General features: G+C 44.3%; 20 protein-coding genes. 15 read left to right on the forward strand and 5 right to left on the reverse strand.

Annotation, left to right across the window (positions count from 1 at the left end):
• Window positions 1-45 precede the first annotated feature (45 nt).
• The 9 genes from AB4329_RS10185 (at window position 46) to AB4329_RS10225 (ending at window position 13,303) form a co-directional block, all read left to right on the forward strand.
• Window positions 46-1,386 (forward strand): carbohydrate porin, encoded by a 1,341-nt coding sequence (locus AB4329_RS10185; RefSeq protein ID WP_102393058.1) that lies wholly within the window; start codon window positions 46-48, stop codon window positions 1,384-1,386.
• Between the two features lie 200 nt (window positions 1,387-1,586).
• On the forward strand, window positions 1,587-3,605 hold the full coding sequence (locus AB4329_RS10190; RefSeq protein ID WP_102398450.1) for a methyl-accepting chemotaxis protein: 2,019 nt from the start codon (window positions 1,587-1,589) through the stop codon (window positions 3,603-3,605).
• 446 nt (window positions 3,606-4,051) lie between these two features.
• Window positions 4,052-5,059, forward strand: a complete 1,008-nt coding sequence (locus tag AB4329_RS10195; RefSeq protein ID WP_009846150.1) for a LacI family DNA-binding transcriptional regulator — start codon at window positions 4,052-4,054, stop codon at window positions 5,057-5,059.
• Window positions 5,060-5,077: 18 nt separating this feature from the next.
• Entirely contained in the window at window positions 5,078-6,325 is a 1,248-nt protein-coding gene (locus AB4329_RS10200; RefSeq protein WP_017083012.1) for an ABC transporter substrate-binding protein, read from the forward strand.
• A gap of 66 nt (window positions 6,326-6,391) precedes the next feature.
• On the forward strand, window positions 6,392-7,378 hold the full coding sequence (locus AB4329_RS10205; RefSeq protein ID WP_102398449.1) for a carbohydrate ABC transporter permease: 987 nt from the start codon (window positions 6,392-6,394) through the stop codon (window positions 7,376-7,378).
• A 46-nt stretch (window positions 7,379-7,424) separates the two neighbouring features.
• Window positions 7,425-8,273 (forward strand): carbohydrate ABC transporter permease, encoded by an 849-nt coding sequence (locus tag AB4329_RS10210; protein WP_017061568.1) that lies wholly within the window; start codon window positions 7,425-7,427, stop codon window positions 8,271-8,273.
• Between the two features lie 17 nt (window positions 8,274-8,290).
• On the forward strand, window positions 8,291-9,640 hold the full coding sequence (locus AB4329_RS10215) for a GH1 family beta-glucosidase (RefSeq protein WP_372138222.1): 1,350 nt from the start codon (window positions 8,291-8,293) through the stop codon (window positions 9,638-9,640).
• Entirely contained in the window at window positions 9,640-10,731 is a 1,092-nt protein-coding gene (locus AB4329_RS10220) for an ABC transporter ATP-binding protein (protein ID WP_372052400.1), read from the forward strand. The genes AB4329_RS10215 and AB4329_RS10220 overlap by 1 nt, the downstream gene beginning before the upstream one ends.
• Window positions 10,732-10,888: 157 nt before the next feature.
• The gene (locus tag AB4329_RS10225) at window positions 10,889-13,303 is read left to right on the forward strand and encodes a GH36-type glycosyl hydrolase domain-containing protein (protein ID WP_372138223.1); all 2,415 of its coding nucleotides are present in this window, start codon (window positions 10,889-10,891) and stop codon (window positions 13,301-13,303) included.
• A gap of 59 nt (window positions 13,304-13,362) precedes the next feature.
• Here the strand turns inward: AB4329_RS10225 and AB4329_RS10230 are convergent, their stop codons facing one another.
• Window positions 13,363-14,310 (reverse strand): aldose 1-epimerase, encoded by a 948-nt coding sequence (locus tag AB4329_RS10230; RefSeq protein ID WP_372138225.1) that lies wholly within the window; start codon window positions 14,308-14,310, stop codon window positions 13,363-13,365.
• Window positions 14,311-14,374: 64 nt separating this feature from the next.
• Between AB4329_RS10230 and AB4329_RS10235 the strand changes: the two genes are divergently transcribed.
• The 4 genes from AB4329_RS10235 (at window position 14,375) to def (ending at window position 20,678) form a co-directional block, all read left to right on the forward strand.
• Window positions 14,375-17,473: a GH116 family glycosyl hydrolase gene (locus AB4329_RS10235; protein WP_372138227.1), complete on the forward strand. Its 3,099-nt coding sequence runs from the start codon at window positions 14,375-14,377 to the stop codon at window positions 17,471-17,473.
• A gap of 96 nt (window positions 17,474-17,569) precedes the next feature.
• Window positions 17,570-18,583, forward strand: coding sequence for a LacI family DNA-binding transcriptional regulator (locus AB4329_RS10240; protein ID WP_004732795.1), 1,014 nt, complete (start codon window positions 17,570-17,572; stop codon window positions 18,581-18,583).
• 362 nt (window positions 18,584-18,945) lie between these two features.
• On the forward strand, window positions 18,946-19,758 hold the full coding sequence (locus AB4329_RS10245) for a protein-tyrosine phosphatase family protein (RefSeq protein WP_017090292.1): 813 nt from the start codon (window positions 18,946-18,948) through the stop codon (window positions 19,756-19,758).
• A gap of 416 nt (window positions 19,759-20,174) precedes the next feature.
• Complete coding sequence (gene def / locus AB4329_RS10250; protein WP_016785410.1) at window positions 20,175-20,678, forward strand: peptide deformylase; 504 nt, start codon at window positions 20,175-20,177, stop codon at window positions 20,676-20,678.
• Between the two features lie 366 nt (window positions 20,679-21,044).
• On the opposite strand, the gene AB4329_RS10255 is transcribed toward def, so the two are convergent.
• On the reverse strand, window positions 21,045-21,332 hold the full coding sequence (locus tag AB4329_RS10255; RefSeq protein WP_102490970.1) for a putative quinol monooxygenase: 288 nt from the start codon (window positions 21,330-21,332) through the stop codon (window positions 21,045-21,047).
• Window positions 21,325-21,564 (reverse strand): DUF2798 domain-containing protein, encoded by a 240-nt coding sequence (locus AB4329_RS10260; RefSeq protein ID WP_017092320.1) that lies wholly within the window; start codon window positions 21,562-21,564, stop codon window positions 21,325-21,327. Before AB4329_RS10260 ends, AB4329_RS10255 begins: the two co-directional genes overlap by 8 nt.
• Window positions 21,565-21,650: 86 nt before the next feature.
• Here AB4329_RS10260 and AB4329_RS10265 point away from each other — a divergent pair, with 86 nt between their 5' ends.
• Together AB4329_RS10265 and AB4329_RS10270 are read left to right on the forward strand one after the other, a co-directional pair.
• Window positions 21,651-22,508 (forward strand): LysR family transcriptional regulator, encoded by an 858-nt coding sequence (locus AB4329_RS10265; RefSeq protein WP_372138229.1) that lies wholly within the window; start codon window positions 21,651-21,653, stop codon window positions 22,506-22,508.
• Between the two features lie 886 nt (window positions 22,509-23,394).
• Window positions 23,395-24,336, forward strand: a complete 942-nt coding sequence (locus AB4329_RS10270; RefSeq protein WP_372138230.1) for an HD domain-containing phosphohydrolase — start codon at window positions 23,395-23,397, stop codon at window positions 24,334-24,336.
• A 288-nt stretch (window positions 24,337-24,624) separates the two neighbouring features.
• Here AB4329_RS10270 and AB4329_RS10275 read toward each other — a convergent pair whose 3' ends face one another.
• Window positions 24,625-24,828 carry a hypothetical protein gene (locus tag AB4329_RS10275; RefSeq protein ID WP_004736343.1) on the reverse strand — a complete coding sequence of 68 codons (204 nt, stop codon included), beginning with the start codon at window positions 24,826-24,828 and terminating at the stop codon, window positions 24,625-24,627.
• Between the two features lie 448 nt (window positions 24,829-25,276).
• Window positions 25,277-25,913: ATP-binding cassette domain-containing protein (locus tag AB4329_RS10280; RefSeq protein WP_372138231.1), on the reverse strand; the 637-nt coding region annotated here is incomplete at its 5' end.

A 25,913-nucleotide genomic window follows, 5' to 3' on the forward strand; every position in this document is an offset into this window, starting at 1 on the left:
ATTTCCCTGTTCGATGAAAACTCAAAAAAATAATAGGGAAATACAATGCAAAAATTTAAGCTTTTGCCAATAACAGTCGCAGTGGCGGCATCGCTTGCTTCACTCTCTTCTTTTGCTGCTGATACTAATATCGAAGCATTAGAAAAACGAATTCAAGAGTTAGAATCTAAGGTTGTGGATATTGATTATGTTAATGATCAACAACCCGCAGTTTTAACAGCAGAAACTAAGGTGCCAGATGGCATCGTCTTCTCTGGTTATGCTCGTTACGGCGCTCACTACAAGAGCGGTGATGAGCGTTACGTAGACATCGGTACAACAGGTCGTTCTGTCGGTCGTTTGGGTAACGAAGCTAATGGTGGTGAGGTTCAGCTAGCTAAGCTTTTCCAAGCTGACAATGGTGCGATTTGGGACATCGTATTCATGGCTGACCACTGGGAAGCAGACGCTTGGGCTGACGACGGCGGCCTGAGTATGAAAAAAATGTACGCAGGTGTAACTAACGTATTTGAAAGCCAACCAGAACTTTATATGTGGGCTGGTCGCGACTTCCATCAACGTCCGCAACAAGGTTTGAACGATTACTTCTGGATGACACACGATGGTCAAGGCGCTGGCTTTAACAACCTAGATTTCGGCGGCGCTAAGCTAGATATGGGCTTTGTTGGCCAAGTGAAAGGCGGCCTCGTAAATGACAATGGCCGATACGCCGTGACAGCGAAGCTACACAGTATTGACGCAGGTATTGGTAATCTGGATTTTTACGCGAACTACGGTTTTGCATCGAGCGAAGCGGATACGTCTACGACGACTGAGTACGTATACGATCCAGTGACAGATTCAATGCAGCCTGTCGTGACTCAAGGACAAAAAGTCAGTGATGAAACGGCCTACCTAGTAGGTGCAACATTAGGCTTGGGTGAGTCTAACAAGTTGGTTGTTAAGTACGGTGACGGTGCCGATTCATCGGTATATGACCTTAAAGGTGATTACCAGACTTTTTATGCAAGTGTTGAGGGTAGCTACGCTGCATCTGAACAGTTCATCATTGATTACTTAGTGTCTTACAAAGACAACTCTGGCTCAGACTTAGATCGTGAGAATACTGAATACGCGGGTATCGTTCGTCCACAGTACCAATGGGATGATGTTCACTCTACATGGTTAGAAGCTGGCTACGGCATGGTTGATTACGATGATGACGGTGAAGAGAACGCGTGGAAAGTCACTTTGTCTCAAAACGTATCTTTAGGTGGCTTACCTTGGAGCCGTCCAATGCTTCGTTTCTACACAACCGTGGGTGATGTAGAAACCAAAGGCAACACAGTGAAGACAACGAATGTTGACACATTGTCGTTCGGCGCAATGTTTGAAGCTTGGTGGTAATCACCGATATAGAAAGAGCGGCTCTTTGAATTCGGCATATTTTCAAAGAGCCATGCTTTCGAATATCCATGCTTTTCAATAGTACGTAAATACTGTCCATTTTAGCCCTAAAGGCAGATTGATTAGGGCACGTTTCAATTAACTCCATTCTTGGGCACATTTTTGTGCCCTTTTTTTCGCCACTAGATCAGGGATTTACTATGAGACTTTCTTCCATCGTGTCTCGAGTTTATTTAGGTTTCTTCGTACTGATTGTGATCATGCTGGGTTCTGCATGGTTAAGCATCAGTAGCAATAAAGACATCACCACTCGAATCGAAAACATCACCCAGCAAGCTACGCCATTAATACTTCAATCTTCAACGTTAACCATCCGATTTCTGGACATTAATCGCAGCACCACACCCTACTTATCCGCTAACTATATTGATGAACTTGAGCCACTGAAACAAACCGTCTTAAACAACATCGAGCTATATCAGCAGCAATTGAACTGGTTCGAAGGTAAGGGCGTAGCTGGTTCACAAATGGAAGCCATGCTTAACAACATCACTCAAACAGGTTTGTTGACTATCGATAAGATAGAGCAGGTATTAGAGCTTTATGTTGAGTATTTGGATAGCAAAGATCTCGGTTCGATGGGACAAGCGCAATTTCAATCTGTGGTTGGACAGCTCAATAATACTTTGGTGAATCAACTCGCGAGTGCAGATTCAGAGCAGACACAAAAGGCAGTCGAAGCTTTGTTGGTGCAATTGAGTTTGATTGCCGCGGAAGCCAACGAAGCGTTTTCACTGCAAACATCTTCGGAGGTTCGTGGGGTAGAGCGTCGCCTACAAAGTCGCAAAGAGCGATTCGAACAAGCGGTCGCAGGTTTAGATAATCTGGATTCATCTTTGCTGCGCCGCAGTAAACAGTCTTTATCGTTGCTCGCTTCACACGCGTTTTCAGCCAGTGGCTCAGTCGCTACCCATAAAGAAACCGTCAAACTCGATGAGTCTATCTCCCTTCAAAAGCAGGAAATTGAACAGCTAATCGATCAACAGTTAAGTCACTTTGATGAGCTTTCAATGTACGCTGAAGACACCGCGACACGCCTGTATCACGAATCGATGGACTCTTCACAGCAAGCCCTTGTGATGCAGGGTTTTATTGCACTTGCTTCCGTGCTTATTGCTCTGTTGATCGGGTTGAATATTGCCAAAGGTATCCGTAAACCAAGCAAGCTGCTACAAAGTGCACTCGACCAAGTTGCCAATAAAGACTTGAGCGCGATGGTGCAGTATCAAGCCAATAATGAGTTCGGCTCAGTGAGCGACAAGGTCAACTTAGTGATCAGTCACCTGACTCAAATGATTGAGAACATGCGCCAATCGTCAACGCGCCTAAAAGAAGCATCTTTAGAGAACCAAAGCACTAGCCGTTCATTGAGCGAGGCGATGCAAGACCAAACCAATCAGACCGTGATGGTGGCAACGGCCATGGAGCAAATCGAGTGCTCAGTGACCGAAATAACTCAAGCCGCTAATCAAACGTTAACCTTGGTGACCGAAGCGGTGTCGAGTTCCAATCATGGCCAACAGACGATGGACAAAAGCGTCGAGTTGATGGGCAGTTTAGAGCGTAAGTTAGCAGAATCAACAGCGACCATTGGTCAGCTTGAAAGCGAAAGCGCCAGTATTGGCTCTATTTTGGATGTAATATCTGGTATCTCTGAACAAACCAATTTGTTGGCATTGAATGCCGCCATTGAAGCGGCGCGAGCAGGAGAACAAGGGCGCGGTTTCTCTGTGGTTGCGGATGAAGTTCGCGTGTTAGCGGCCAAAACCAATGCTTCTACGCAAGAGATACACAACAAGATCGAGCAGTTGCAAACTAGCTCTAAACTGGCGGTTGAACAGATCAATCAGTGCATGGTGGGTATGGTTCAATGTGTTGAGCAAACGGGCGAAGTGAATCACTCGATATCGACGGTGTCTGATCTTCTGAACGAAGTAGAGCAAAGAAGCCATCAAATTGCGACCGCGACGACAGAGCATCAAGTCGTTGCCTCTCAAGTCACTCAAAATATCAGTCAGATACACACCTTGGCTGAAGATAACTCGCAACGTTCTCAAGTGCTTTTTTCCCACGGTCAACAGCTTGAAACTATGTCGCAACAGCAATTCTCATTAACTCAAGAGTTTAAGTTAGCGGAATCATCTAATCACAAAGATTAGAGCCAGCTAATTTCTTCTATGATTTCACGCCCAGCCTTCCGCTGGGCGTTTTCGTATCTGGTTTTTCTGATGAAAAGGCTTTGAGCTAAAATTACCGTGAAATGTTCTCATACAATTTCGAAAGGCCATTGAAATAACAAGGTCACTTTCCCCGTGTATATTGCCGTCAGCTGCGGATTCATCATCAAATGACGTTTTCAAAAAATGGATTTAGGCGGGCTTGTTTGATCTGACGAACAAGTAACCGAGCGCCATCTTGATAATATGAACAATAATTTCATGAAACAGTTTCATGGCGTGAAGTGAATCTGTAAGCGCTTTCATGATTTCCACAACTGGCCTTTTTACCTCCAACTTTAGTGTGATGACACTCACTTCAACTAAAACGTAATTTCTTAATAATCGTTTTGTAAGCGGTTACAAGCTAATGAAGTATCGAGGTTCGAGTGGCGACAATTAAACACGTATCAGAACATGCAGGTGTGTCTCAAGCGACAGTGTCTAGAGTGATCAACGGCACCAGTAGAGTGAGTCATGACAAGAAATTAAAGGTTGAAAAAGCGATCAAGGAGCTGGGTTATCGCCCGAATTCTATCGCCCAAGCCTTGGCTTCAAGTCGTACTGGTAGTGTGGGTGTTGTTGTTCCAGAACTTGGCGGCTCTTTCTATTCAGGCATTTTGCATTGCATAGAAGAGAACCTACGCCGCTTTGGTTACCACGCTGTGGTTACAGCGGGTTCGAATACTGAGCAAGGGCAACGTGAGTCTGTGGAGTTTCTGTTGGGGCGTCGTGTTGATGCTTTGATTCTTCATACTCAACTGCTCAGTGATGATTATTTAATTGAATTGGAAGAACAGGGGACCCCTGTGGTTTTAATTAACCGCTTCATCCCAGAAATGGCGATGAGTTGCATTGATATTGATAACGAAGTCGGGGGGCTACTCGCTACTCAATATCTTTTGCAAAAGGGACATACAGATATCGCGTGTATTACCGGGCCTTTAGATAAAGCAGATGCTAGGGGGCGTTTGCAGGGGTATCGAAAGGCCTTGGAAGAAGCGGGTGTGCCATACGATGAAGCATTAGTCTCGGAAGCGGGCTTTACTGAAGAGACGGGCATCAGTGCTATGAAGAAGCTGATTAATCGTAAGTGTCATTTCACAGCAGTATTTGCTTCGAATGACCACATGGCATTTGGCGCCTTCGAGGTGTTGCATCAAGAGGGACTGTCTGTTCCTAAAGATGTATCACTGGTGGGCTTCGATAACACCATCTTCGCGCGCTATCTGACCCCTAGTTTGACCACCATTAATTTCCCTATTGAAGAGATGAGCGTTGAAGCAGTACAGCTCACTCTACAGAAGCTAAAAAAAATAAAACATGACGTGAACTTTAAATTGCTGCCGACGTTGGTCACTAGAAACTCGGTATCGGATTTACCAGTTACCCTATAAAAATATTAAGGATAGAACATGAAATTTAAGACCTTAGCGCTTTCATGCGCGGTTGCTTTAGGATTAGGTACAACAGCTGCAAATGCAGCAGACAAAGAAATTCGTTTCGACGGTTTCCCTGATTTCGATAGCAGCCTGAAGGTATTACTGCCTGATTTCGAAAAGGAAACGGGTATCAAAGTTGATTACCTTATGAACAACCACGGTGACCACCACACGAAACTCACAACGAACCTTGCAACGGGTTCTGGTGCCGGTGATGTGATTGTTGTCGACGTTGAGAAAATTGGTCCATTTGTTGGCTCTGGCGGCCTAGTTAACCTGTCTGAAAACTACGGTGCAGATAAATACGAAGAACGATTCGCACCTTACGCATGGGCACAAGGCAAAGGCGCTGACGGCGATATGTATGGTATCCCTGTCGACCTAGGTCCAGGTGTTATGTACTACCGTACCGACGTGTTCGAAAAAGCGGGCATTGATGTAGAAGAAGCAATCAAAGATTGGGATTCATACATTGCTGCTGGTGAAAAACTGAAAGAGCAAAACGTACAACTTATCGCTTCGGCAGCCGACGTGGCACAAGCGATTATCTTCACGACCGTTCCTGAAGGTGAAGGTCTGTACTTCGATAAAGATGGCAACCCAGTGGTTACATCAGAGCGTTTTGTTCACGCTTTTGAAGTAGCAAAAGAAATTCGCGACAAAGGCTTAGACGGCCGCATTCTGGCTTGGTCTAACGAATGGTACGAAGGCTTCCGCAACGGCACATTTGCAACTCAACTTTCTGGCGCTTGGCTTCTTGGTCACCTAAACAACTGGATTGCTCCTGAAACTAAAGGTAAGTGGGCAGTAGAAAACCTACCTGATGGTATCTACGGCAGCTGGGGTGGTTCATTCCTTTCAATTCCAACTCAATCAGACAATCCAGATGAAGCTTGGGCGCTTATTGAATACATGACGACTGACCGTGAAGTACAGCTTAAGCACTTCGAAACGATTGCCGCTTTCCCTGCGAACATCACAACGTATGACGATGAGCTTTTCCAAGAAGAGATGGAGTTCCTAGGTGGACAAAAAGCCCGTCTTCTTTTTGCTGAAGTGGCGCAAAACATCAAACCCGTCTCTCCAGCACAAGGCGACCACGTTGCACGTTCTATTATCTTAGAGAACGCATTGATGGAAGTACTTGATGAAGGTAAAGACATCAAGACTGCGCTTAAAGAGGCAGAGCGTCTAATCAAGCGTCGCACGCGTAATCTTTAATTTGTTTTTACTTTAAGTAAGTGAGGAAGCGTGGATAACGCGCTTCCTTTTTAAGAGGTCGTTACTATGAATCATACAGCGAGCACAACGATAGAACCTGCGGACAAAAGCCTTTTTTCTCGTCTAAATTTGAAAGCGCTTACACCGTATGGATTTCTTCTGCCGTTTCTGATCATTTTTTCTGTATTTGGGATCTTCCCGCTGTTGTTCTCTGTTTACCTGTCGTTCCACGAGTGGAACCCGGTAAGAGGCATGGATGCGATGGAGTTCGTTGGTTTTGAGAACTATCACATTGCTTTAACGGACCCATGGCTATGGCGTTCATTGAAGAACACGCTTTGGCTAGCGATCACTTCAGGCGTGGCTCAGCACTTAGTCGCTATTCCAGTGGCTTACATGTTGGTTTCAATGGGTGACCGTATGCGTCACTGGCTAACATCGGCGTACTTCCTACCGTTCATCACATCAACGGTCGCAGCATCACTGATTTTCTTCAACATGTACTCTCCTAACTCAGGAATTATCAACCAAACGTTAATGGCATTGGCCGATAGCACGCTGTTTGGTTGGGCATTTGCTTGGGTTAACGATTTTCAACCAATCCGCTGGTTAGACGATGCCACTATGGTGAAGCCGTCTATTGCGATCATGGTTTTCTGGAAATACACCGGTTTTAATATCGTCCTTTACACCACTGGTTTAATGACGATTCCTAAAGACATTTTAGAAGCTGCACGTATGGATGGTGCGAATGCCTTCCGCCGCTTCTGGAACATCTCACTACCAATGATTCGTCCATTCATCTTCTTTGCAATCACCATGACCATCATCGGTAACCTGCAAATGTTTGAAGAACCGTTCGTTCTAACGCGTGGTACAGGTGGTACGGGTCAATCTGGTTTAACTATCTCTATGTACCTCTACAAAGTGGGTTGGGAATGGTTAGAAATGGGCACAGCGTCAGCAATTTCATGGCTTCTGTTTGCACTGATCGCGTCTTGTACTTTGGTTCAATTTTTATTCTTCGGTAAGAAAGGCTTAGGGGAACATTAAGATGTCGACATCAATTAAGACAAATACCTCACCATTAAGTGGCCTAATGCCAAGCGAACGCACCATGTACATCATGACTAAGATCTTGATGGTCATGCTCGGCATATTACTGATTGTTTCCGCAATCATTACGGTGTTCCCGTTTGTGTGGTCAGCACTGCTTTCAACACGTGACCGCTCGGAGATCTTCGGCTCGGGCATCAGCTTTGCGATTGGCGACAGCCTAATGGTGAACTACGCAAAACTGCTAGAAATCATGCCGTTTTGGAAAGCGATGTTTAACTCGATTTACGTGGCTTTCTTGGGCACAACCATCTCGCTGCTGTTTTGTAGCATGGGTGGTTACGCGTTTGCTGTGTTTAAGTTTCGCGGTAAGAACGTGTTGTTTGGCATGTTGGTTGGCTCAATGGCGATTCCGCCAGTGCTTAGCCTGATCCCTTACTTCATGATCGTGAAATTCTTAGGCTTGTTGGATAACCACATGGCGGTATGGCTACCGTTCACAACCACGCCGTTTGGTATCTTCTTGATGCGTCAGCACGTGATTGCATCGATTCCTAAAGAGCTGTTAGAAGCAGCGAAGTTGGATGGTGCAGGTGAGTTCAGAACGTACTGGAGTGTGGTATTGCCACTGATGAAGCCAGCATTAGCAACACTTGCTATCGTGCAGTTCGTCTTCTTCTGGAATATGTTTATGCAGCCTCTTGTGGTGCTGAACAACCCAGACAATTACGTCATCACACAGGCACTACGAAGTGTTCAAGGTATTCCGAATACGCCATGGGGCGCGGTAATGCTAGGTACCACCATTTCTATTTTACCACTCGTGATTACATACCTGTTCGCATCGAAACAGATGATCAGTGGTTTAACGTCCGGCGCAGTTAAAGGTTAGGTTTAAGGGTTATAACAATGAATAAATTTCAACTTCCAAGTGATTCAAAGTTACGCAGTAAGGAATTTGTATTCGGTGTCGCGACATCTTCATACCAAATTGAAGGCGGCGTTGAAGAGGGCGGTCGTACACCGTCTATCTGGGACACTTTCTGTAAGACGCCGGGCAAGGTCGATAACGGCGACAGTGGTGATGTGGCGTGTGACCACTACCACTTATGGCAACAAGATATCGAGATGATTCAAGGCTTAGGCGTTGATGCTTACCGTCTCTCTATTGCATGGCCGCGCATCCTGCCACAAGACGGTGTCGTGAATCAGCAAGGCCTAGAGTTTTACGAGCAGATCATCGATGAATGTCATGCCCGTGGAATGAAGGTGTTCGTGACACTTTATCACTGGGATCTACCGCAATACCTTGAAGACAAAGGCGGCTGGCTAAACCGTGAAACGTCTTACAAATTCGCAGAATACGCGGAAGTGGTGAGTAAATACTTTGGTGACAACATCGATGTGTACACCACGCTGAATGAACCGTTTGTTTCTGCATTCCTAGGCTACCGCTGGGGCGAACACGCGCCAGGTATCAAGGGTGAGAAAGAGGGCTACCTAGCATCTCACCACCTAATGCTGGCACATGGTTTGGCAATGCCGATCCTTCGCAAGAATGCACCTCACGCTAAGCATGGTGTGGTATTCAACGCGACGCCAGCTTACCCGCTGACGCCACAAGACCAAGCGGCAGCAGATTACTGCGAAGCCGAGAATTACCACTGGTTCATCGACCCAGTATTAAAAGGCGAGTACCCACAGCTGGTGGTTGAACGCCAAGAGATGAACATCCCTATGATCCTTGAAGGTGACTTAGACATCATCAGTGCTCCTGTTGATTACATCGGTATCAACTACTACACACGCAATGTCGCTCGCTTTAATGAGAACGGCGACATTGAATCGGTGAAACAAACCGATGCTGAACACACTTACATTGGCTGGGAAATCAACCCACAAGGTTTAACCGATTTATTGGTAAGACTGGATGCTCGCTACGAAAATATGCCACCTATCTACATCACAGAGAATGGTGCAGCAGGTAACGACGAGCGTGTTAATGGACAAGTAATGGACGACCAACGAGTTCGTTATTTCCAAGGTCATATCGAAGCGGTTCACAACGCGGTTGAAGCGGGTGTGAAAGTCGACGGTTACTTCGCTTGGAGCCTGATGGATAACTTTGAGTGGGCATTCGGCTACTGCCAGCGTTTTGGCATTGTCCATGTTGATTACACCACCCAAGAAAGAACATTGAAACAGAGCGCAATTGCGTACCGAAACATGCTTCAAGAGCGCGCTGAGGAGAACAGATAATGGCTAAAGTAGAATTCAAAAACATCAAGAAATCATTCGGTGATGTTGAGGTTGTAAAAGAGTTTGATTTTACGGTTGAAGACGGTGAGTTCGTGGTTTTCCTTGGCCCATCTGGCTGTGGTAAATCGACCACACTTCGAATGCTTGCAGGCCTAGAGAGCATCAGCTCAGGCGACATCGTGGTTGGTGGCAAAGTGATGAACAAGGTCGATGCTAAAGATCGTGACTTGGCTATGGTATTCCAAAGCTATGCACTGTACCCACACATGACGGTCTACGAGAACATCGCCTTTGCATTAAAACTGAAGGGCATGCCGAAAGCGGAAATCGATGTAGAAGTCCTAAAAGCGGCGAAAATGCTAGAGCTTGATCCACTACTGAACCGTAAGCCGAAAGAGCTTTCTGGTGGTCAGCGTCAGCGTGTGGCAATGGGCCGTGCGATGGTTCGTACGCCTAAGGTTTTCTTGTTTGATGAGCCGCTGTCTAACCTAGATGCAAAACTTCGTGGCGTGATGCGTGAAGAGATCAAACATCTACACCGTGAACTAAAAACCACCACGATCTACGTAACCCACGATCAGATCGAGGCGATGACATTGGCGGATCGCATCGTGATCCTGAAAGACGGATATGTTGCTCAAGTTGGTACACCAACCGAGGTGTTCCAGCGTCCGGCAAACAAGTTTGTCGCGCAATTCATTGGTAACCCATCAATGAACATGTTGGAAGCAAAACTGATTGAAAAAGAAGGCGAGTACTTCGTTGAAATCGGTGATGTTCATATCCCACTGCCTGAGCGTTTTAAGTCTCTGGCGTCTAAGAACCTAGCGCTGCATTTTGGTGTTCGTCCAACAGACATTCACCTACGTGCCGAGCAAGTTGACCACGACCGCGTGCTGCCATTCCCTGTGAAAATCAAAGACAAGGAATTACTGGGCGCAAGCATTCTTCTGAAAACAGAAATTGGCGGTCAGCCGTTGATGGTTGAAACCCAAGCCGCTGAAGTGGATGTAAAAGATCTGACGCTTTACTTGGATCTGGATGCTTTCCACTTGTTCGATGCTCTGAGTGAGAACTCGCTAGCGAGCTGATTTGCAAGAGCTAGTTATTTTGCAACAGCCAGTTGATTCGCAAGGGCGAGTGAGAGAAGCCTGACTCAAACGGCTAAGTCAGCGATTGAGCTGACACCAACCAACTTACGAAAAATTGTTTTGGCTCCTCCTTATTTGGGAGGGGCTAGGGATAGTGATGATGAAATTCGGATATTTTGACGATAAAAACAAAGAATACGTAGCAACCACGCCGTGTACGCCGATCAAATGGTGTAACTATGTCGGCACATTAGATTTCGGTGGCATTGTCGATAGCAACGGTGGTGTGCTGTTGTGTAAGGGCGATCCTGCACTCAACCGCATCACTAAGTACATTGCTCAATTGCCAAACTCAGATTTCAAAGGCTCGACCCTATACCTTAAGGTACGTGACGAAGCGGGCAACGTAGAGGTGTTCTCACCTTTCTACACGCCAACCTTGAAGCCGTTAGATAAGTTCGAAAACCACACCGGTTTGTCATACACCACCATTATTGCAGAAGCCTTTGGTGTGCGTTGTGAAGCGACGTTCTTTGTACCAAAAGCTGACCAAGTACTGCTACAAGACATCAAAGTGACCAACATTTCAGACAAAGCGCTACACGTTGATGTGGTGCCTGTTTACGAATTCACACACTTCGATGCGCTTAAACAGCTACTCAATGCGGACTGGGTGCCACAAACCATGACGCTAAAAGCACACCAGCAAGAGTCGGGTCATACCGTGCTTGAGCAGTATGCTTTCATGAAGCGTGACTACGCGGTGAACCTGATGACAGCGGATCGCCCTGCGACGTCTTTTGATGGTGATCGCCAATCGTTCCTAGGTAATTTGGGCTACGGCACATGGGCAGCGCCAGAAGCACTGAACAATGATGAATTAGGCAACACCGAGTGTTTGCGTGGCGACAACATTGGCGCACTGAACCTACGTCTAGGTTGGTTATCTCCAGAGCAGACCGAACGTACGATTGTGCAAATCGCACAAGAACAGAGCCTAGAAGCAGCATTGCCTTTATTGGCTAAATATCGTGACCATCAAGTTGTCGATTCTGCTTTCGCTGAACTGGCTGAACATTGGGATGGTTACCTACAAGCGGTTCAGGTTGAAACGCCAGATCCTGCGATGAACTCGATGCTTAACGTACATAACCCACGTCAGTGTCACACCACTAAAAACTGGTCTCGTTACCTGTCTCTGTACCAGCTTGGCTATGGCGCACGTGGCATTGGTTTCCGTGATTCTTCGCAAGATACGTTAGGCGTAATTACTCACATGCCAGAAGAAGCGCGTGAGTTCATTGAGCGTCTGTTATCTGTGCAAAACACCAACGGTTCTGCGATGCACCAGTTCTTCCCATCAACCATGGAAGCGAACGCGGGTGACTCTCGTGAAGAGGAAGATCGCCCTGATTACTACGGTGATGATCACCTGTGGATCATCTACGCGGTGACGCAATATGTGAAAGAAACGGGCAATGCAGACTTCTTGAATAAAGAGATCCCGTTCTATCAAAAAGACAAAGCGGGCAACCCAGTTGAAACGGGAACGGTTTGGAACCACCTGTGCCGCGCGATTGAATTTACTTATACCAATACTGGTGAGCACGGCCTACCGCTGTTAGGTTTCGCTGACTGGAATGACACGGTGAACCTGCCAACGGGTGCAGAATCGATGATGGTGGCTAACATGTACGGCAAAGCACTGCTCGACATGTTGGACTTGTGTGAGCTGCGTGGCGAAGTGCAACTGACGGCTAAGTTTAACGATCAGTACCAACAGATGCAGAGCACAGTCAATGAATGCGGCTGGGATGGCGAATGGTTTGTTCGCTACTTTGATGAGCAAGGCCTGCCTATTGGCTCTCACAAGAACGAGCAAGGGCAGATCTACACCAACGGTCAAAGCTGGCCTGTGATTTCTGGTTTCGCGACTCAAGAGCGTGCTACTCAGGCGCTAGATTCGGTTTACAACAAGCTGAACACCACCAATGGCATCAAACTTTCAACACCGGGTTACAACGGCTTTGATCCACAGCTAGGTGGCGTATCAACATACCCACCGGGTGCGAAAGAGAACGGCGGTATCTTCCTGCATTCAAACCCATGGGTGATGATCGCAGAAGCGAAAATGGGCAACGGCGAACGTGCTTATGAGTACTACCGTCAAATTAATCCGGCTTCGAAGAACGACGATATTGATACCTTCGAGTCAGAGCCATACTGCTACCCACAAAACATCTTGGGTGACGAACATAAACAGTTCGGCTTAGGTCGTAATGCATGGCTGTCTGGTACTTCATCTTGGACATACGTTGCAGGTACGCAGTGGATTCTGGGTGTTCGTCCTGAAGTGGATGGTTTGCTGGTGGACCCTTGTATTCCGGCTGAGTGGCCTGAATTCAAAGTCCGTCGTCAGTTCCGTGGCGCAACATATAACATCCATGTCTCGAACCCGAACAATGTGTGTAAAGGTGTGGTTGAAATGAAGGTCAATGGTGACCTGATTTCAGGCAACAAAGCACCGGTATTTACATCGGGTGAGCACATGGTAGAAGTGGTATTAGGCTAACAAAGAGAAGGGCGCTTTATGCGCCCTTTATTGCTTTTTGGTTTCTCTTTAGTGTTGTTTTATTTTGGTTGATAGCTGGCCTGGCATTGCCAATTGAAGGTTTGAGATTGGTTCGGGCTAAGCGTCAATAAGCCAATCTGGTTATTGAATGCGTCGGCTGGGCAAGTCATTGGTTCTATTGCAATACTTTGCTCGCTCGTCGGCGTGTACAGCTGAACGAATGGGTAGCTTTCATCTTGTTGGTAGCGAATTGCGGCAGACGAATCTGAGCGCGTAAACGCAAGTTGATTGGTTGTCTTGGAATCAAATTCAAAGCAGTGATTTAAGCTTTGATTGGTGAGTGAATCGTCCAAAGACAAACGGTCAAAAGCGTGCTTTTCACCATTGGGTAGGTCGTTTTCGTGTATGACCTCAGAGCAAGGCGACATAGCGAGTCCACATTGTGCTAGCTCAGTGCCGAGTGAAAAGTAAGGGTGCCAAGCATCACCGAATGGGAAGGCTGAATCACCCAGATTAGAGACGGTCGTTGAGGAAGAGAGTCTACCCGTGATGTCGATAGTGAAGGTCACTTCAAGGTTGAACGCAAACGGGAAAGCAGGGTGCAATGACGACGTTTGATACTGCAACGTCACACTGGCGGATTCTTCAGTGGCTACGTTGTTTGTGATTGAAAAAGGTTGGTTGTAGAGCAGGCCGTGTACGGCGTGATCAGACCAAGGAAAGTTAGCTGGGAGTTGATGGTTTTGGTTATCGAAACTGTAACGACCTAAGTTTAAACGGTTTGGAAAAGGGAATAATTTAGCACTGCGGGAAAAGAACGGATGTTGGTTGATCAGTTCATCATAATTCTGATAACCACAAATAAAAGAGAATGGACTGTTATTTACGATATACTTATTAATAACAGCACCAAATCCATTGATTATTTGAAGTTCTATACCATGTTGGTGGTTTATTAATGTGACAGAGTCAATATTTCCAAATTTTTCATTTATAATTTTAAACATGTTGATGTCTCCATTTTTAAAAGATATTAACAAGAAGAAAAAAATATTCAATGGCGGTTTTAAAATGAATAATAAAATTCCATATACGAGCTACTCAGGAAATTCAGAGCACTTGTGTAAAAAAGGTGATGCAGTTGAATTTATTCAACCTTGGTACACGCCAATTTCGACCACGCCAGAAAATACCGGTATGGCGGTCGGCGGAATTGGTAACACATTTACACTCACACCAAACGGCAACACGCCGAACTTCAGCTTTATTCCGGGAATATTTGTCGATTGTTCAGAGCAAGTTATTAATTTTAATGATTTTTATGCGTCAGTGATGAATGTGCCAACCATCAACACGCTGCAAGTTCTTAATGAACAAAAGCTAGGCGTTCACCTGAACTTCTATCCTGCTTTGTTTGATGGAAAAAAGATTGAAAGTAGAGAAATGTCGAATGCGATTAGTCTCATTCAAACAGCATTAAAAAATGGTCGATTCTACCAAGAAAATAAAACTAACTTTACAAAATGGAACGTTGAATTTTCAAATAAGACTCAATTGTTGATTGCAGAAGATTCAGGTTCAACTATTTGTCAATTATATGTCGCCTTAGATTTCTTTAATGGTTTATTAATAAATGATACAACGAGATTATTATCACTCACTGCGGGTTATAATAATGATATGGATAGTATCAGTGGCAGTGATATAGATAGTGTTAATGGCAGGGATATAGAATACCAAGCTTTATATCCACTGGCTGAATATAAATACAGTAGCTTCGAAGATATTAATATAAAGCGTAAGGTAGTCTCTCCGATCGTTAAAGAGAACAAACGCCTATGTTCTTTACCGATGCACTGGAATCACTTCAAATTAACCAATAACTCATCGCAACCACGCGTGATTACGCTTGCTCAGCCGCTTCAAAACTTGATTGGCTCAACCTACCAAAAAGGCCGTGATGGCATTCAGGATTCGGCATGTACCTTGTCTCAAAATCCGATTGCTCAGCAGCATGAAGTGGTTAACTTAAAGGGTGAAAGACACAGCTTTACGGGTGTTCAATTGTCTAGCCAATCGCCTTATCAAAGCGATATTGAAGGTGAAGTGGTGTTTGGTGTTCAAGCGGATAACCATTTGACTGAATCTGGTAAGGTTTCGATTTCTGTCAAACCAACGCTTTATAGCTCTAAGACTGCTCAGCAAACCGAGTTCGCACTGAAAACAGGCCGTACCAACGCGGAATTCCAAACAGGAATTTACACAGGGCGTGAAGCGTTGAGCGCATTGGTGGTGGTTCAGGTTGAATTGGAAGCGGGTGAGTCTGTTGATCTGCGTTTTGCACAGGTGATGGCACACAGCAAAGTCATGCTTAATGGTTGGCATTCAGACAAGGCTTACACGCAATTTTACCCGCAAGTAAAACCTGCATTACCTATGTTAGAAGACATGTTACCAAAGCTCGAAACCATTGAGCAGCAGATCGTCGAACAACAAACAACTTTCCTAGAACAAGCTCAAAACAAGATCTCGCAGCCTGAATCGGCACTTCGCTATGCAACGATGGCGATGAACTCATTGTCCTTCTTAGCGGAATCAACGGTATGGGACAAAGAAGATAAGTTCTTAGTCAAAGAGTGTGTCGACTACCCATTCTTTAACTCTCTGGATGTGTACTTCTACGGCTCGTTCTCGTTGCTTTATTTGTTGCCGGAGCTTGATGGCTGCGTGATGAAAGAGTTCTCGAAGGCCATTTTGGAGGAAGACTTCACTCAGCGCCGCTACTGGGAATACGAAGCGACGCCTAATGCAGAATTGATTGATGACAAGTACCAAGGCGTACGTGCCATTCGAGGCGCGGTAATCCATGACTTGGGCAGCCCATTCGACATTCAGCCCGATGCTTACAGTTGGCACAATGTGAAAGAGTGGAAGGACTTAGCGCCGAAATACATTCTGATGGTGTACCGCCATTATCAAAACACCCAAGATATCTCTGTGGTTAAAGAGTGCTGGCAAGCCGTTACTGAAAGCATCGATTTCTTATCGAATTTGATCGCTGAAGGTGACGATTTACCGCTAACCCGAGGTACAGACGATACCTTTGATAACCTAGCTTCTCATGGCATTTCAATTTACTGTGCGAGTCTTTGGGTTGCTGGCTTGCAAGCGGCGAGTGAACTTGCACAATTGATGGGTGAAAGCGAGCGGGCTAACGGTTACTTAACACGTTCTAAAAAGGCGTTGGCAACCGTTGAGCAAAGCTTGTGGGATGACAAAGAGGGTTACTACCACTTCTTCGTGACGCCAGTTCAGGCCAAGCATCTAACCGGTGCGGGCTATCAAGCTCTGGAAACCTTAGGACTTTCATTGACTGGCGATGCGATTGCTGACAAGAACACGCTCAATACCTATCTCAATGAAACGGATACTTCCATCAGCATCAGTAAGGTATCTCAAAGAGTCTCTAAGAAACGCTTGCTGAGTGAGGCGGCGCCACAAGCCTTTACTCAAGAATACTTAGATTTAGTGCCAGATTCTGACAACAGCTTTGGCGATGCCCTGTTGGCTGATAGCTATCTAAAGTTGATCGGACTCGAGGGTATTTTCCCGCAACAGAATATCCAACGCGCATTGGACTATGTTTATAAGCATAACTTCGAAATCAACAGTCCTGAGTTGGGTGTTGCGAATATGACGTTAGCCGATGGCTCTCCACATGAAGCATTTCAGGCACAAGATGTGTGGATTGGTGTTCAGTTTAGTGTCGCAACAGCGTTGAACTTAGCGGGTAAATCGCAGCAAGCAGAAACATTGATGGATACCGTGTATACCGCACTCTATGACTATTCGAAAATTCCATTTGCAGCGCCAGAGGGGTTCAATTGCTCTGTGTCTGTCAATGAGAAAGATCTTATAGAAGCATTTAAATTGTCGCAAAATGATGCGAAAAACTGGCTAAGTGTACTTAAATGTCAAAACTGTGTGCTGTCTGACGGTCGTATTAACCCAACCTTGACGAAAGATACTGATAATTTTGTTAAAATGTTGAGCGGTGAAATCCCGCTAGAAAAGCTGGCTGGCTTGCACAAATGGCTACTGAGTACTGGCTTGAAATACACGGCTGGTCGCTACTTTAGACCGGGGATGATCTTCGCCTATTTGTATTAACTTAATGATACGAGTTTTAACGAAAGCAGTGGTATGCAGGTAGAAACTGATGGGGAGCTTAAAGCTCCCCGAATGTCACTTGATTAGGGTATCGAGATGCGCACTAAAACAAAAAAAACAACAGTATACGATGTAGCAAGACTGGCTGGTGTTTCTCCCAGCACCGTGTCTCGCTTCCTTAATCGAACCACTTATGTGTCGGATGATAAAAGCCAAAACATTGAGCAAGCCATTAAAGACACGGGCTACAAACCTAACTTCCAAATGCAAGAAAACACCAACCGACGCTCGCTCACTATTGGTGTATTGGTGCAACACCCTGACAGCCCTTATACCAGTCGTATTCTCAATGACATGGAGAAAACTCTGATCGCTCAAGGCTATTCGTTAGTGATCGCAACAGGGCATTGGCAGAAAAAGCTAGAAATGCACGCGTTGGAGTATCTGGCGAAAAGTAACGTGGATGGCATGATCATCGTGACAGGAAGCATTACTCAGGAAGAGATTGCCAAGTATGCACAAGACATTCCTATCGTGATGGTTGGCTACGATTTTGTTGAGAATAACGTCCGCTCCATCAACATTGATAACGTGTTGGGCGGCTACATGGCAACCTTACATTTACTGCAACAAGGGCATGTGAATATTGCTCATATTAAGGGGCTTTCAAGTCAACCTGATTCGGGAAATCGTTTTGAAGGCTATAAGAAAGCACTTCAAGAGGCGGGCATTAAAGTGATGCCAAAACTCGTTAAACAAGGTGATTTCAGTAGTGAATCTGGCTACGAGAAAACGGTAGAGTTGATTGAATCTAAGGTTCACTTCTCCGCCTTGTTTGCTGCTAATGACCAAACGGCTTACGGTGCGATTAAGGCGCTGTCTGACCACGGTTATAAAGTGCCAGAAGATGTGTCTGTGATTGGCTTTGATGACTTGCCGACGTCTAAGTATTTCACGCCAGCCCTGACGACGCTGAGACAGCCGATTGAAGAGATTGGTGAAGTGTGTGCTCAGTCGATTTTGAACCTGTTATCTGGCGAGCGGCATGAAGCTCGATTGCCACCCATTGATCTAATCGTCAGAGAGTCGACCAAATCATTGTATCGTTAATTTCAAGACAAGCCTCAAGGTGGTGCGCCCGTGATGATTCGTATTGATGTCAATACGAACCATGGTGCAGGAATGCCGCTCAGTAAAGCTATCGATCTCACTGCTTATATTTGCGCGTTACATTGTTCAATATGGTGCTGGTGAGCTAAAACACTTCTGCCCCATTGTTGGCTAGACCTTTTACTCATTCACATCCTGTTCATGGGCGTTTGCCATACTCAATTTTATCCGAAATAATTGATTTTTAATTGGTCAACCATAAAATCCCTTAGTTATTAAAATTTGAAATACGACAATTTAGCGCCTAACAAGTACTATGTATCCGTACACAAAAAAGATTTAACTACAGGGAGAAGAAGAGTATGAGAGTTCGTATTTCTGGAAGTAGTTCTGATACCGCCGAGCTACTGATGGGGATCAAAGGGGCTGCTAGACGCATTCGGTTTGACTCAAGGAGAGACCGATTTAATATCCCCCACAGTCTAAAAACTAGTATTCGTAGAGACTTAAATGCCAACTATATTAAGGTCAATGGTGAGAATATCGCTATTGCAACGCAGTACCCTTACCATCACCAGTTGGAAGCACATTTACAGTTATTGGTAGATAATAGAACCCCAGTATTAGTGGTGCTAGCAAGTAATAAAGATATTGTAGAGGATCAAATGCCTGACTACTTTTCTGTTTCGGGTATCTATGGGGCTATAACGGTGACTTCAACTTTAACTGGTAAAGTGGATCTTACCGATTCGATTGAAGCTAAAACTTACAACCTCGATATAGATGGTTATCAAACAAACTTAACAGTACCAGTGATACACGTTCATAATTGGCCAGATCACCACACAATCACCCCAGCGAATACAGAAAAGCTGATTATCATGATTGAGTCGGTATTGCTGGAAAGGAGAAGTTTTTATACTAAGCGCAAGAGTCGTGCGGTCGATGACCCAGATAAACTACTACCGATAGTACACTGTCGAGCTGGTGTTGGAAGAACTGGGCAAACAATTGCTGCAATGGCAATGCGTAAACACCCTAAGCTAAGTTTGGCTTCAATCACCAAAGATTTGAGAGTGTCACGCAACGACTACATGATACAAACTACTATTCAGATGGAGACACTTGTGCAAATTGGTCTTGAAACTAAAAATAAGGACTTTGGTGTTGAGTAGCCTGCACTATATGTCGAATGGTCTACGCCTTTGATACTGGACATAAAGTTAACGATTTTCCATACCTGTCTTTATTAATGAATTTATAATTTAGGGAATTCGCTGACAAACTTTTGTCCAGAGGCTTGATAGACCTGAAGTTTTACTCATGGCACTTTTCTAAAAAGTGCCAGCTAGCTCAGATCTGCCCCATTGTAATCTAGACCTTTTACTCATTTACAACCTGTTCATGAGCTTTCCCCTACGAAAGGTTATCTGAAGCAATGTGTTGTCCAAGTTATATGCAAAGGCTATTTACCCCGTCATATCTGTTGGTATTGTTGAAGGTTAAAAAGAAAGAAGGCATTATTGGCCCATAAAATACGGACAGTCGACGTATAGAAAGCGTTATGAGCTTCCAAGAATAGAAGGAAAATATGGCAGTTTTAGAAATTCTGACTGCACCAGATCCAAGGCTTAAGGTCAAAGCGGAAAAGGTGCAAGATCTCTCCACGGTACAAACATTAATAGACGACATGTTGGAAACGTTATATGCGACTGACAATGGTATTGGTTTGGCTTCAACTCAAGTTGGTCGTAAAGAGGCCGTTGTTATTATTGACCTTTCCGAAAGTCGAGATGAACCATTAGTTTTGGTTAATCCTGAAGTGGTTAGCGGCTCGGATAAAACATTGGGCCAAGAAGGTTGTTTATCAGTTCCTGACTATTATGCCGACGTAGAGCGTTTTACTTCAGTTGTTGTGTCTGCTTTAGATCGCGAAGGTAAACCAATGACCATCGAAAGTGATGAGTTTCTAGCTATCGTAATGCAGCACGAAATAGATCATTTGTCGGGTAACTTGTTTATTGACTATCTTTCACCACTTAAGCGTCAAATGGCTATGAAAAAGGTTAAAAAGTACGTTAAAGCGCACTCTTAACTTCCGTCTATCAATATAGGTTATTACATCCTGTTGGCTGCGTGAGTAGCCAATGCTTTTCGAACAACAAAGTTATCTGCTTCGCTTTGTCATTTCGGTCATTAAACATTGCTTACGACAAACACATATAGAAGGTCTCTTATTGTGGTCTATCCGCAGCCAACCACTATTGGCTAGGCCATTAGACATTTATTGGTTGATAATTACGGTATGACAGAATCGCTTGGTGATCACGCGAGTTAGCCATCGTGACTAACTCAGAGCTGTCCAAAAGTGAGTTATAGCTGAAGCTAGAGCAACTTTTAAATGACAGGGAGGTGAGGCCTCCCTCCCTATCTAGTGACTTACTCAGATATATCTGAGAATTTAACCCTCTACATTGGTCATTTTGTGTATTTCTGGCTCTTGAGCTAATGCGATTTTATAAAACTCAAATATCGGTGTGATATATGGCTGGGCATAGTGTTCTTCTAGGGCAGCTTGGTCCACCCAGTTTTCAACCAAGATCAGCTGATCTTTCGCTTGGTTTTCATATAGCTCAAAACGCAAGCAACCCGCTTCTTCTCGAGTAGCAGTTAAAATGCCTTCAGCTTTTTGTTTGCACTCTGCATAAAATTCACTTTTGGGGGTAATAAAAGCCACAACACTAAGCATTGTTTTTCTCCTTTTGGGGTGTAAATTGACGCATCAATTTTTGGGTCAATACCATGATTGGTTTATTCAACAAGTAGGCCGCTGCAAACGAAGCAGGCCAAGCATTAATAAAGGCAAAGCCCCATCGGTTGATGAAATCTTCTGGTAAACCGAGATTGATGTAAGTGACCCACGCGGACACCATACTTGACATCGCGCATGAGAACAGAGCAGTGAAAAAAAGTTTTGTCATAGCGCTTCCTCCTGTCTGTATACTGTATGGATATATCGTATCGTCGGCCATACGAGCTTTAGAACACTAAGATTGCGGAAAACCTTATGCTGGATGATTTTTTATTATTTGTTGAAGTAGCCCGTCGAGGCAGTTATTCAAAAGCGGCACGAGACTTAACAACTACCGCGCCTACCTTGTCCAAACGCATCTTATTGTTAGAAGAGAGATTAGGTGAGTCACTATTTATTCGCTCCTCTAGGGGAGTCAAACTCACTAGCTTTGGCAAAGGGTTATTTGAGCAGCTTGGCGAGACCACCCTAAATCTTCATCAGGCCGTGACTGAAAGCTCGAAAAGTGAAGCGGTTTCCTTCGTCTTACATTGCCCGCAAAACTTAATCATTGGCCAACTATACCCAGCGCTTGAAGCCTTTCTGCTAGAAAAAAGTCATGTGGATGTCGTTATTGAGCCTGCCAACACAAATGTGCTGCTTAGCCAAACTTCTTTTGATTTAGCCATACGTAGTGGAGAGCAAAGAGACTCGTCTTTTTACCAGAAAAAGTTAGCCAGCATTGCCGTATGCCTTGTCTCAAAACGAGGCTGCAAAAGCCGAGAGCGACTCATTATGCCGTACTCTAAGACGCAAATTTCAGGGCAAGACTTGCTAAGTATCGAGCGGCAATACTCTAAGGTTTCTCGGGTCAACGACATTACCTTGGTACGCAAACTGGTCGCGTCAGGCATGGGTGTAGGCCTATTGCCTATGACAGAGATCGCCGATTTGTATAGTGAGATGTCCGGGCACGTTCAATACGACTCTGAGATACTTTTTACTCGGCCTATGTATGCCTTGTGGGCGAATAAACCAAAGCCTTCGTCACTGTCCCAAGATCTGATCACATGTATCGAGAGTTGTGTTCAAAACACTCCTGCTTTACAAGGGCGCATGGTTGATTTGACGTGATTGGGTTGGCTGCTACGGGAAGGTAATTTCTCCATATATCAACGATTGTTGGTGAGGTGATAATAAACCGACCTAGCCAAGGTTATTTGTCTTTATAGACCGCATCATACTGTTTTCCCTACAAACTTAATATCAAGTTCATGGATAATTTACTTACCATCTTTAATCGAAGTAGATGGTGTCAAGGTTGTTGCAATAGACGAATTTGGGGGCGATAGATATTAAGCTGGAGAAAATATTGATATCCGTTTATCAGTCGGCCTCCACTATGAAGACGAAGAATGGGAGTCAATATTTTCAGGTAACCCCGAAGCCAAGAAAGAGCTAAAACATCATTGGGGCTGGCGCTATCGGGCATCGTGACAGGCATAGATCCTGAGGTAATAGTTGATGTGGGTATTGCACATCTATCAGCACCTATCGAGACTAGTGCTCCAAGAGTAGTAGGAGAAAGCATTGCATTTACCATCGATAGACTTGATGCGCACAGCAGCTAGTAAGGCGCTGCTGTTGGAAAACTTTTCCATACTCCAATTAATCCGTTACATTCTAATTTAGTAATGCCGCTAACAAACTTCTGCCCCAATATTAGTTTCAGCCAGAACATGTACTTTCTTAGCCAGCCTAAATTCTGCTAATGTCAGATGAAATACGCGAAAAAGAACTAGACTTAAAGTCAATATCGATTTTAACGGACTGAAAGCTCTATGAGTATAGATTTTCTTACAAGAAAGAAATATTTAACGAGTCATGACTTCTATCGAGATCTCATTGATTTTTTTGTACAAGAAGCCAAGAGCGATATCGGATATTTCCACTTCTATTCTCATACTAACGAAGAAATCGCATTAAATGTTTGGTCAACCTCTGTTTTGGAACATTGCCATTGCAGCTACGTAACCCACTATCATCTGCAGGAATATGGGCAGATAGTATAAGAACTAAAAAGCCCGTAATACACAACCACTATGATGCAAACTATTCCATAGATGACTCTTTACCGAAAGACCACATAAAACTAACTCATCACTTCAGTCTTCCCGTAATACAAAATAATGACGTAGTTGCAGTCATCGGTATAGGCAACAACAACGCACCATACAGTCATGACTTCGTAAGTTATTTTTACAGTATGATCAATGACATCTGGCCTCAGGTACAAACAAAGGTAAGTAAGATCGAATCTGGATTAGCTAACAATAAGCTAGAATTTGATTCTTCTACCTCCATCGCGATTATGACTAATATGCTAGGCGCAATATCTCGTGCGCTTGAAATTCGTGATGAATACACTTCCTCTCACCAACGCAATGTCGCTCATATATGCGACCTTATAGCTGAGAAACTTTCACTAGAAGACTCTGTGAAAGAGGGACTAGTCATTGGAGCTTTGGTTCACGACATCGGGAAAATTACTATCCCATCTCAAATCTTAAGTAAGCCTGGGAAGCTAATGCCAGCAGAGTACAAGTTACTCCAAAGTCATTCAGAAGTAGGAGCAAAGATTTTTCATGAAGTAATTTTTCCTTGGCCAATCGTCGAAATGATCGAACAGCACCATGAAAGGTTGGATGGCTCGGGCTACCCAAACGGAATCAAAGGGAATGAAATTTTACTTGAGGCTCGGATTATAGCTGTTGCAGATACCTTCGATGCTATGGCAAATGATAGACCATATAGGAAGGCTGTCGGAGCGAAGAAAGCTATCAATACCTTAGAACAAGGCCGAAATAAACTATACGACCCCTGTGTAGTAGACGCTTTCCTTACTTGCTACAAACAAGATGAGACTTTAGGTGGGTTGTATACACCTGTTAATTTACAATAAAAATGTGGCACAAATGTAGTAGTAATCTTTAGCCAAGCTCCAAGTTAGCTTGTTTCTAATTGTATGGTTTGCCATAAAAAAGGTAATTCGAACATACTCAATTTAAGTAATTACCCTAAATTATTTTTGTCCAGAAACGTTTTTAAAATTGATCAAACTCTATTGTCCTCCGACAACAATGGCTAGATGTAGAGCGAGCAGAGGGTCAGATAGAGTTTAAAAGTAGGTAGTGTTTAGGGGGGAATTGGTGATCTTAATTACACATCCCTGTGTAACGTATTCTGAATGTCAGCTGGCTTTAAAGCGCTTCATAAATTGACTAAAGCGTGGAATCAGGTTTTGCACAGTCGGCGCATCGGGAATCTCATTTACAAAAATCATAAAGCGCTGTGCTTTACTTTTATCACCTTGAGCAGTCCCTGCTAGTATTGCTTGAGCTAAAATTACATGCTCAGCGGTAACGTCCTTATTCGAAAATTCGTGAATCAACATAGAAAATCCTAATAAGTATAAATACGGATATAATAATACAATATATTGATGTTTATATCGATAGCTTATGGCATTCATCAATGTCAGATTTGTGCAAAAACAATACTGGACAGTGAGCTTAGTGACTTTCCATACTTATGCTAATTCGTGATTTGCTAATACTTGGTTCTTCGAAACTCATTTATGTCCAAAAACGAGTTGAATGAAGCCGCTCTGCGACTATTACCCGACTACCAGCTAACCCTGTTTAAAGTCCGTCAATTTTAGCAAACCTTCATAATCACTGAGTTGATTTTTCACATACGCCAGAAACGAAAAATGTCGCATCCATGCGACATTTTTCTTTTGGCGGCCAAACCAGTTTTGCTATATCCATTCTAGATTTCAATCCATTAGGAGATTATTCAGAATGTACTTATAAGACGCTGTTAATCTTGATTAGTTCCCTTTACGCGGCATTTTTTTTCGATTTATTTTCTAAGTCGAATGACGCTGCGATTAATTTCTTGGTGTAGTCATTTTTCGGTGCATTGAAAATCTCTTCTGCAGACCCTTCTTCCATCACTTCACCTTTCTGCATCACCAATACACGATCCGATAAGGCTTTGACTACCGAAAGGTCGTGGCTGATGAATAGGAAGCCGATATTGTGCTTGGCTTGAATGTCTTTTAGCAGGTCAATCACCGTCAGTTGTACAGAGCGATCGAGTGCTGAAGTCGGTTCATCCAATAGAATGAAAGATGGTTCAAGAATCAACGCGCGAGCAATCGCAATACGTTGTCTTTGTCCGCCCGAGAACTCATGTGGATAGCGGTTAATTGAATTTGGTTCTAAGCGAACCTCAATCAATGCTTTGCGAGCTCGTTCTAATCTTTCTTTCTTGGATAGATGAGGTTGATGTACCGTTAAACCTTCAGTGATGATTTCCCCAACGGTCATGCGTGGTGATAAAGAACCATAAGGGTCTTGGAATACCATCTGGACATCTTTCTTGAGCTTGTGACGTTCTTTATCGGTTAACAAACTCACATCTTGGCCTTTGTAAACAATACGTCCGGTACTCGGCAGCAGGGCGCGAGCACAC

The sequence above is a fragment of the Vibrio sp. 10N.261.54.A5 genome (assembly GCF_041471145.1).
GTDB classification, from domain to species: Bacteria; Pseudomonadota; Gammaproteobacteria; order Enterobacterales; family Vibrionaceae; genus Vibrio; species Vibrio crassostreae_C.

Bases quoted from the DNA above. Each gene is read 5' to 3' on its own strand.
- AB4329_RS10185 (WP_102393058.1), top strand. From the start codon at position 46: ATGCAAAAATTTAAGCTTTTGCCAATAACAGTCGCAGTGGCGGCATCG.
- AB4329_RS10190 (WP_102398450.1), top strand. From the start codon at position 1,587: ATGAGACTTTCTTCCATCGTGTCTCGAGTTTATTTAGGTTTCTTCGTA.
- AB4329_RS10200 (WP_017083012.1), top strand. From the start codon at position 5,078: ATGAAATTTAAGACCTTAGCGCTTTCATGCGCGGTTGCTTTAGGATTA.
- AB4329_RS10205 (WP_102398449.1), top strand. From the start codon at position 6,392: ATGAATCATACAGCGAGCACAACGATAGAACCTGCGGACAAAAGCCTT.
- AB4329_RS10210 (WP_017061568.1), top strand. From the start codon at position 7,425: ATGCCAAGCGAACGCACCATGTACATCATGACTAAGATCTTGATGGTC.
- AB4329_RS10215 (WP_372138222.1), top strand. From the start codon at position 8,291: ATGAATAAATTTCAACTTCCAAGTGATTCAAAGTTACGCAGTAAGGAA.
- AB4329_RS10220 (WP_372052400.1), top strand. From the start codon at position 9,640: ATGGCTAAAGTAGAATTCAAAAACATCAAGAAATCATTCGGTGATGTT.
- AB4329_RS10225 (WP_372138223.1), top strand. From the start codon at position 10,889: ATGATGAAATTCGGATATTTTGACGATAAAAACAAAGAATACGTAGCA.
- AB4329_RS10230 (WP_372138225.1), bottom strand. From the start codon at position 14,310: ATGTTTAAAATTATAAATGAAAAATTTGGAAATATTGACTCTGTCACA.
- AB4329_RS10235 (WP_372138227.1), top strand. From the start codon at position 14,375: ATGAATAATAAAATTCCATATACGAGCTACTCAGGAAATTCAGAGCAC.
- AB4329_RS10240 (WP_004732795.1), top strand. From the start codon at position 17,570: ATGCGCACTAAAACAAAAAAAACAACAGTATACGATGTAGCAAGACTG.
- AB4329_RS10245 (WP_017090292.1), top strand. From the start codon at position 18,946: ATGAGAGTTCGTATTTCTGGAAGTAGTTCTGATACCGCCGAGCTACTG.
- def (WP_016785410.1), top strand. From the start codon at position 20,175: ATGGCAGTTTTAGAAATTCTGACTGCACCAGATCCAAGGCTTAAGGTC.
- AB4329_RS10255 (WP_102490970.1), bottom strand. From the start codon at position 21,332: ATGCTTAGTGTTGTGGCTTTTATTACCCCCAAAAGTGAATTTTATGCA.
- AB4329_RS10260 (WP_017092320.1), bottom strand. From the start codon at position 21,564: ATGACAAAACTTTTTTTCACTGCTCTGTTCTCATGCGCGATGTCAAGT.
- AB4329_RS10265 (WP_372138229.1), top strand. From the start codon at position 21,651: ATGCTGGATGATTTTTTATTATTTGTTGAAGTAGCCCGTCGAGGCAGT.
- AB4329_RS10275 (WP_004736343.1), bottom strand. From the start codon at position 24,828: ATGTTGATTCACGAATTTTCGAATAAGGACGTTACCGCTGAGCATGTA.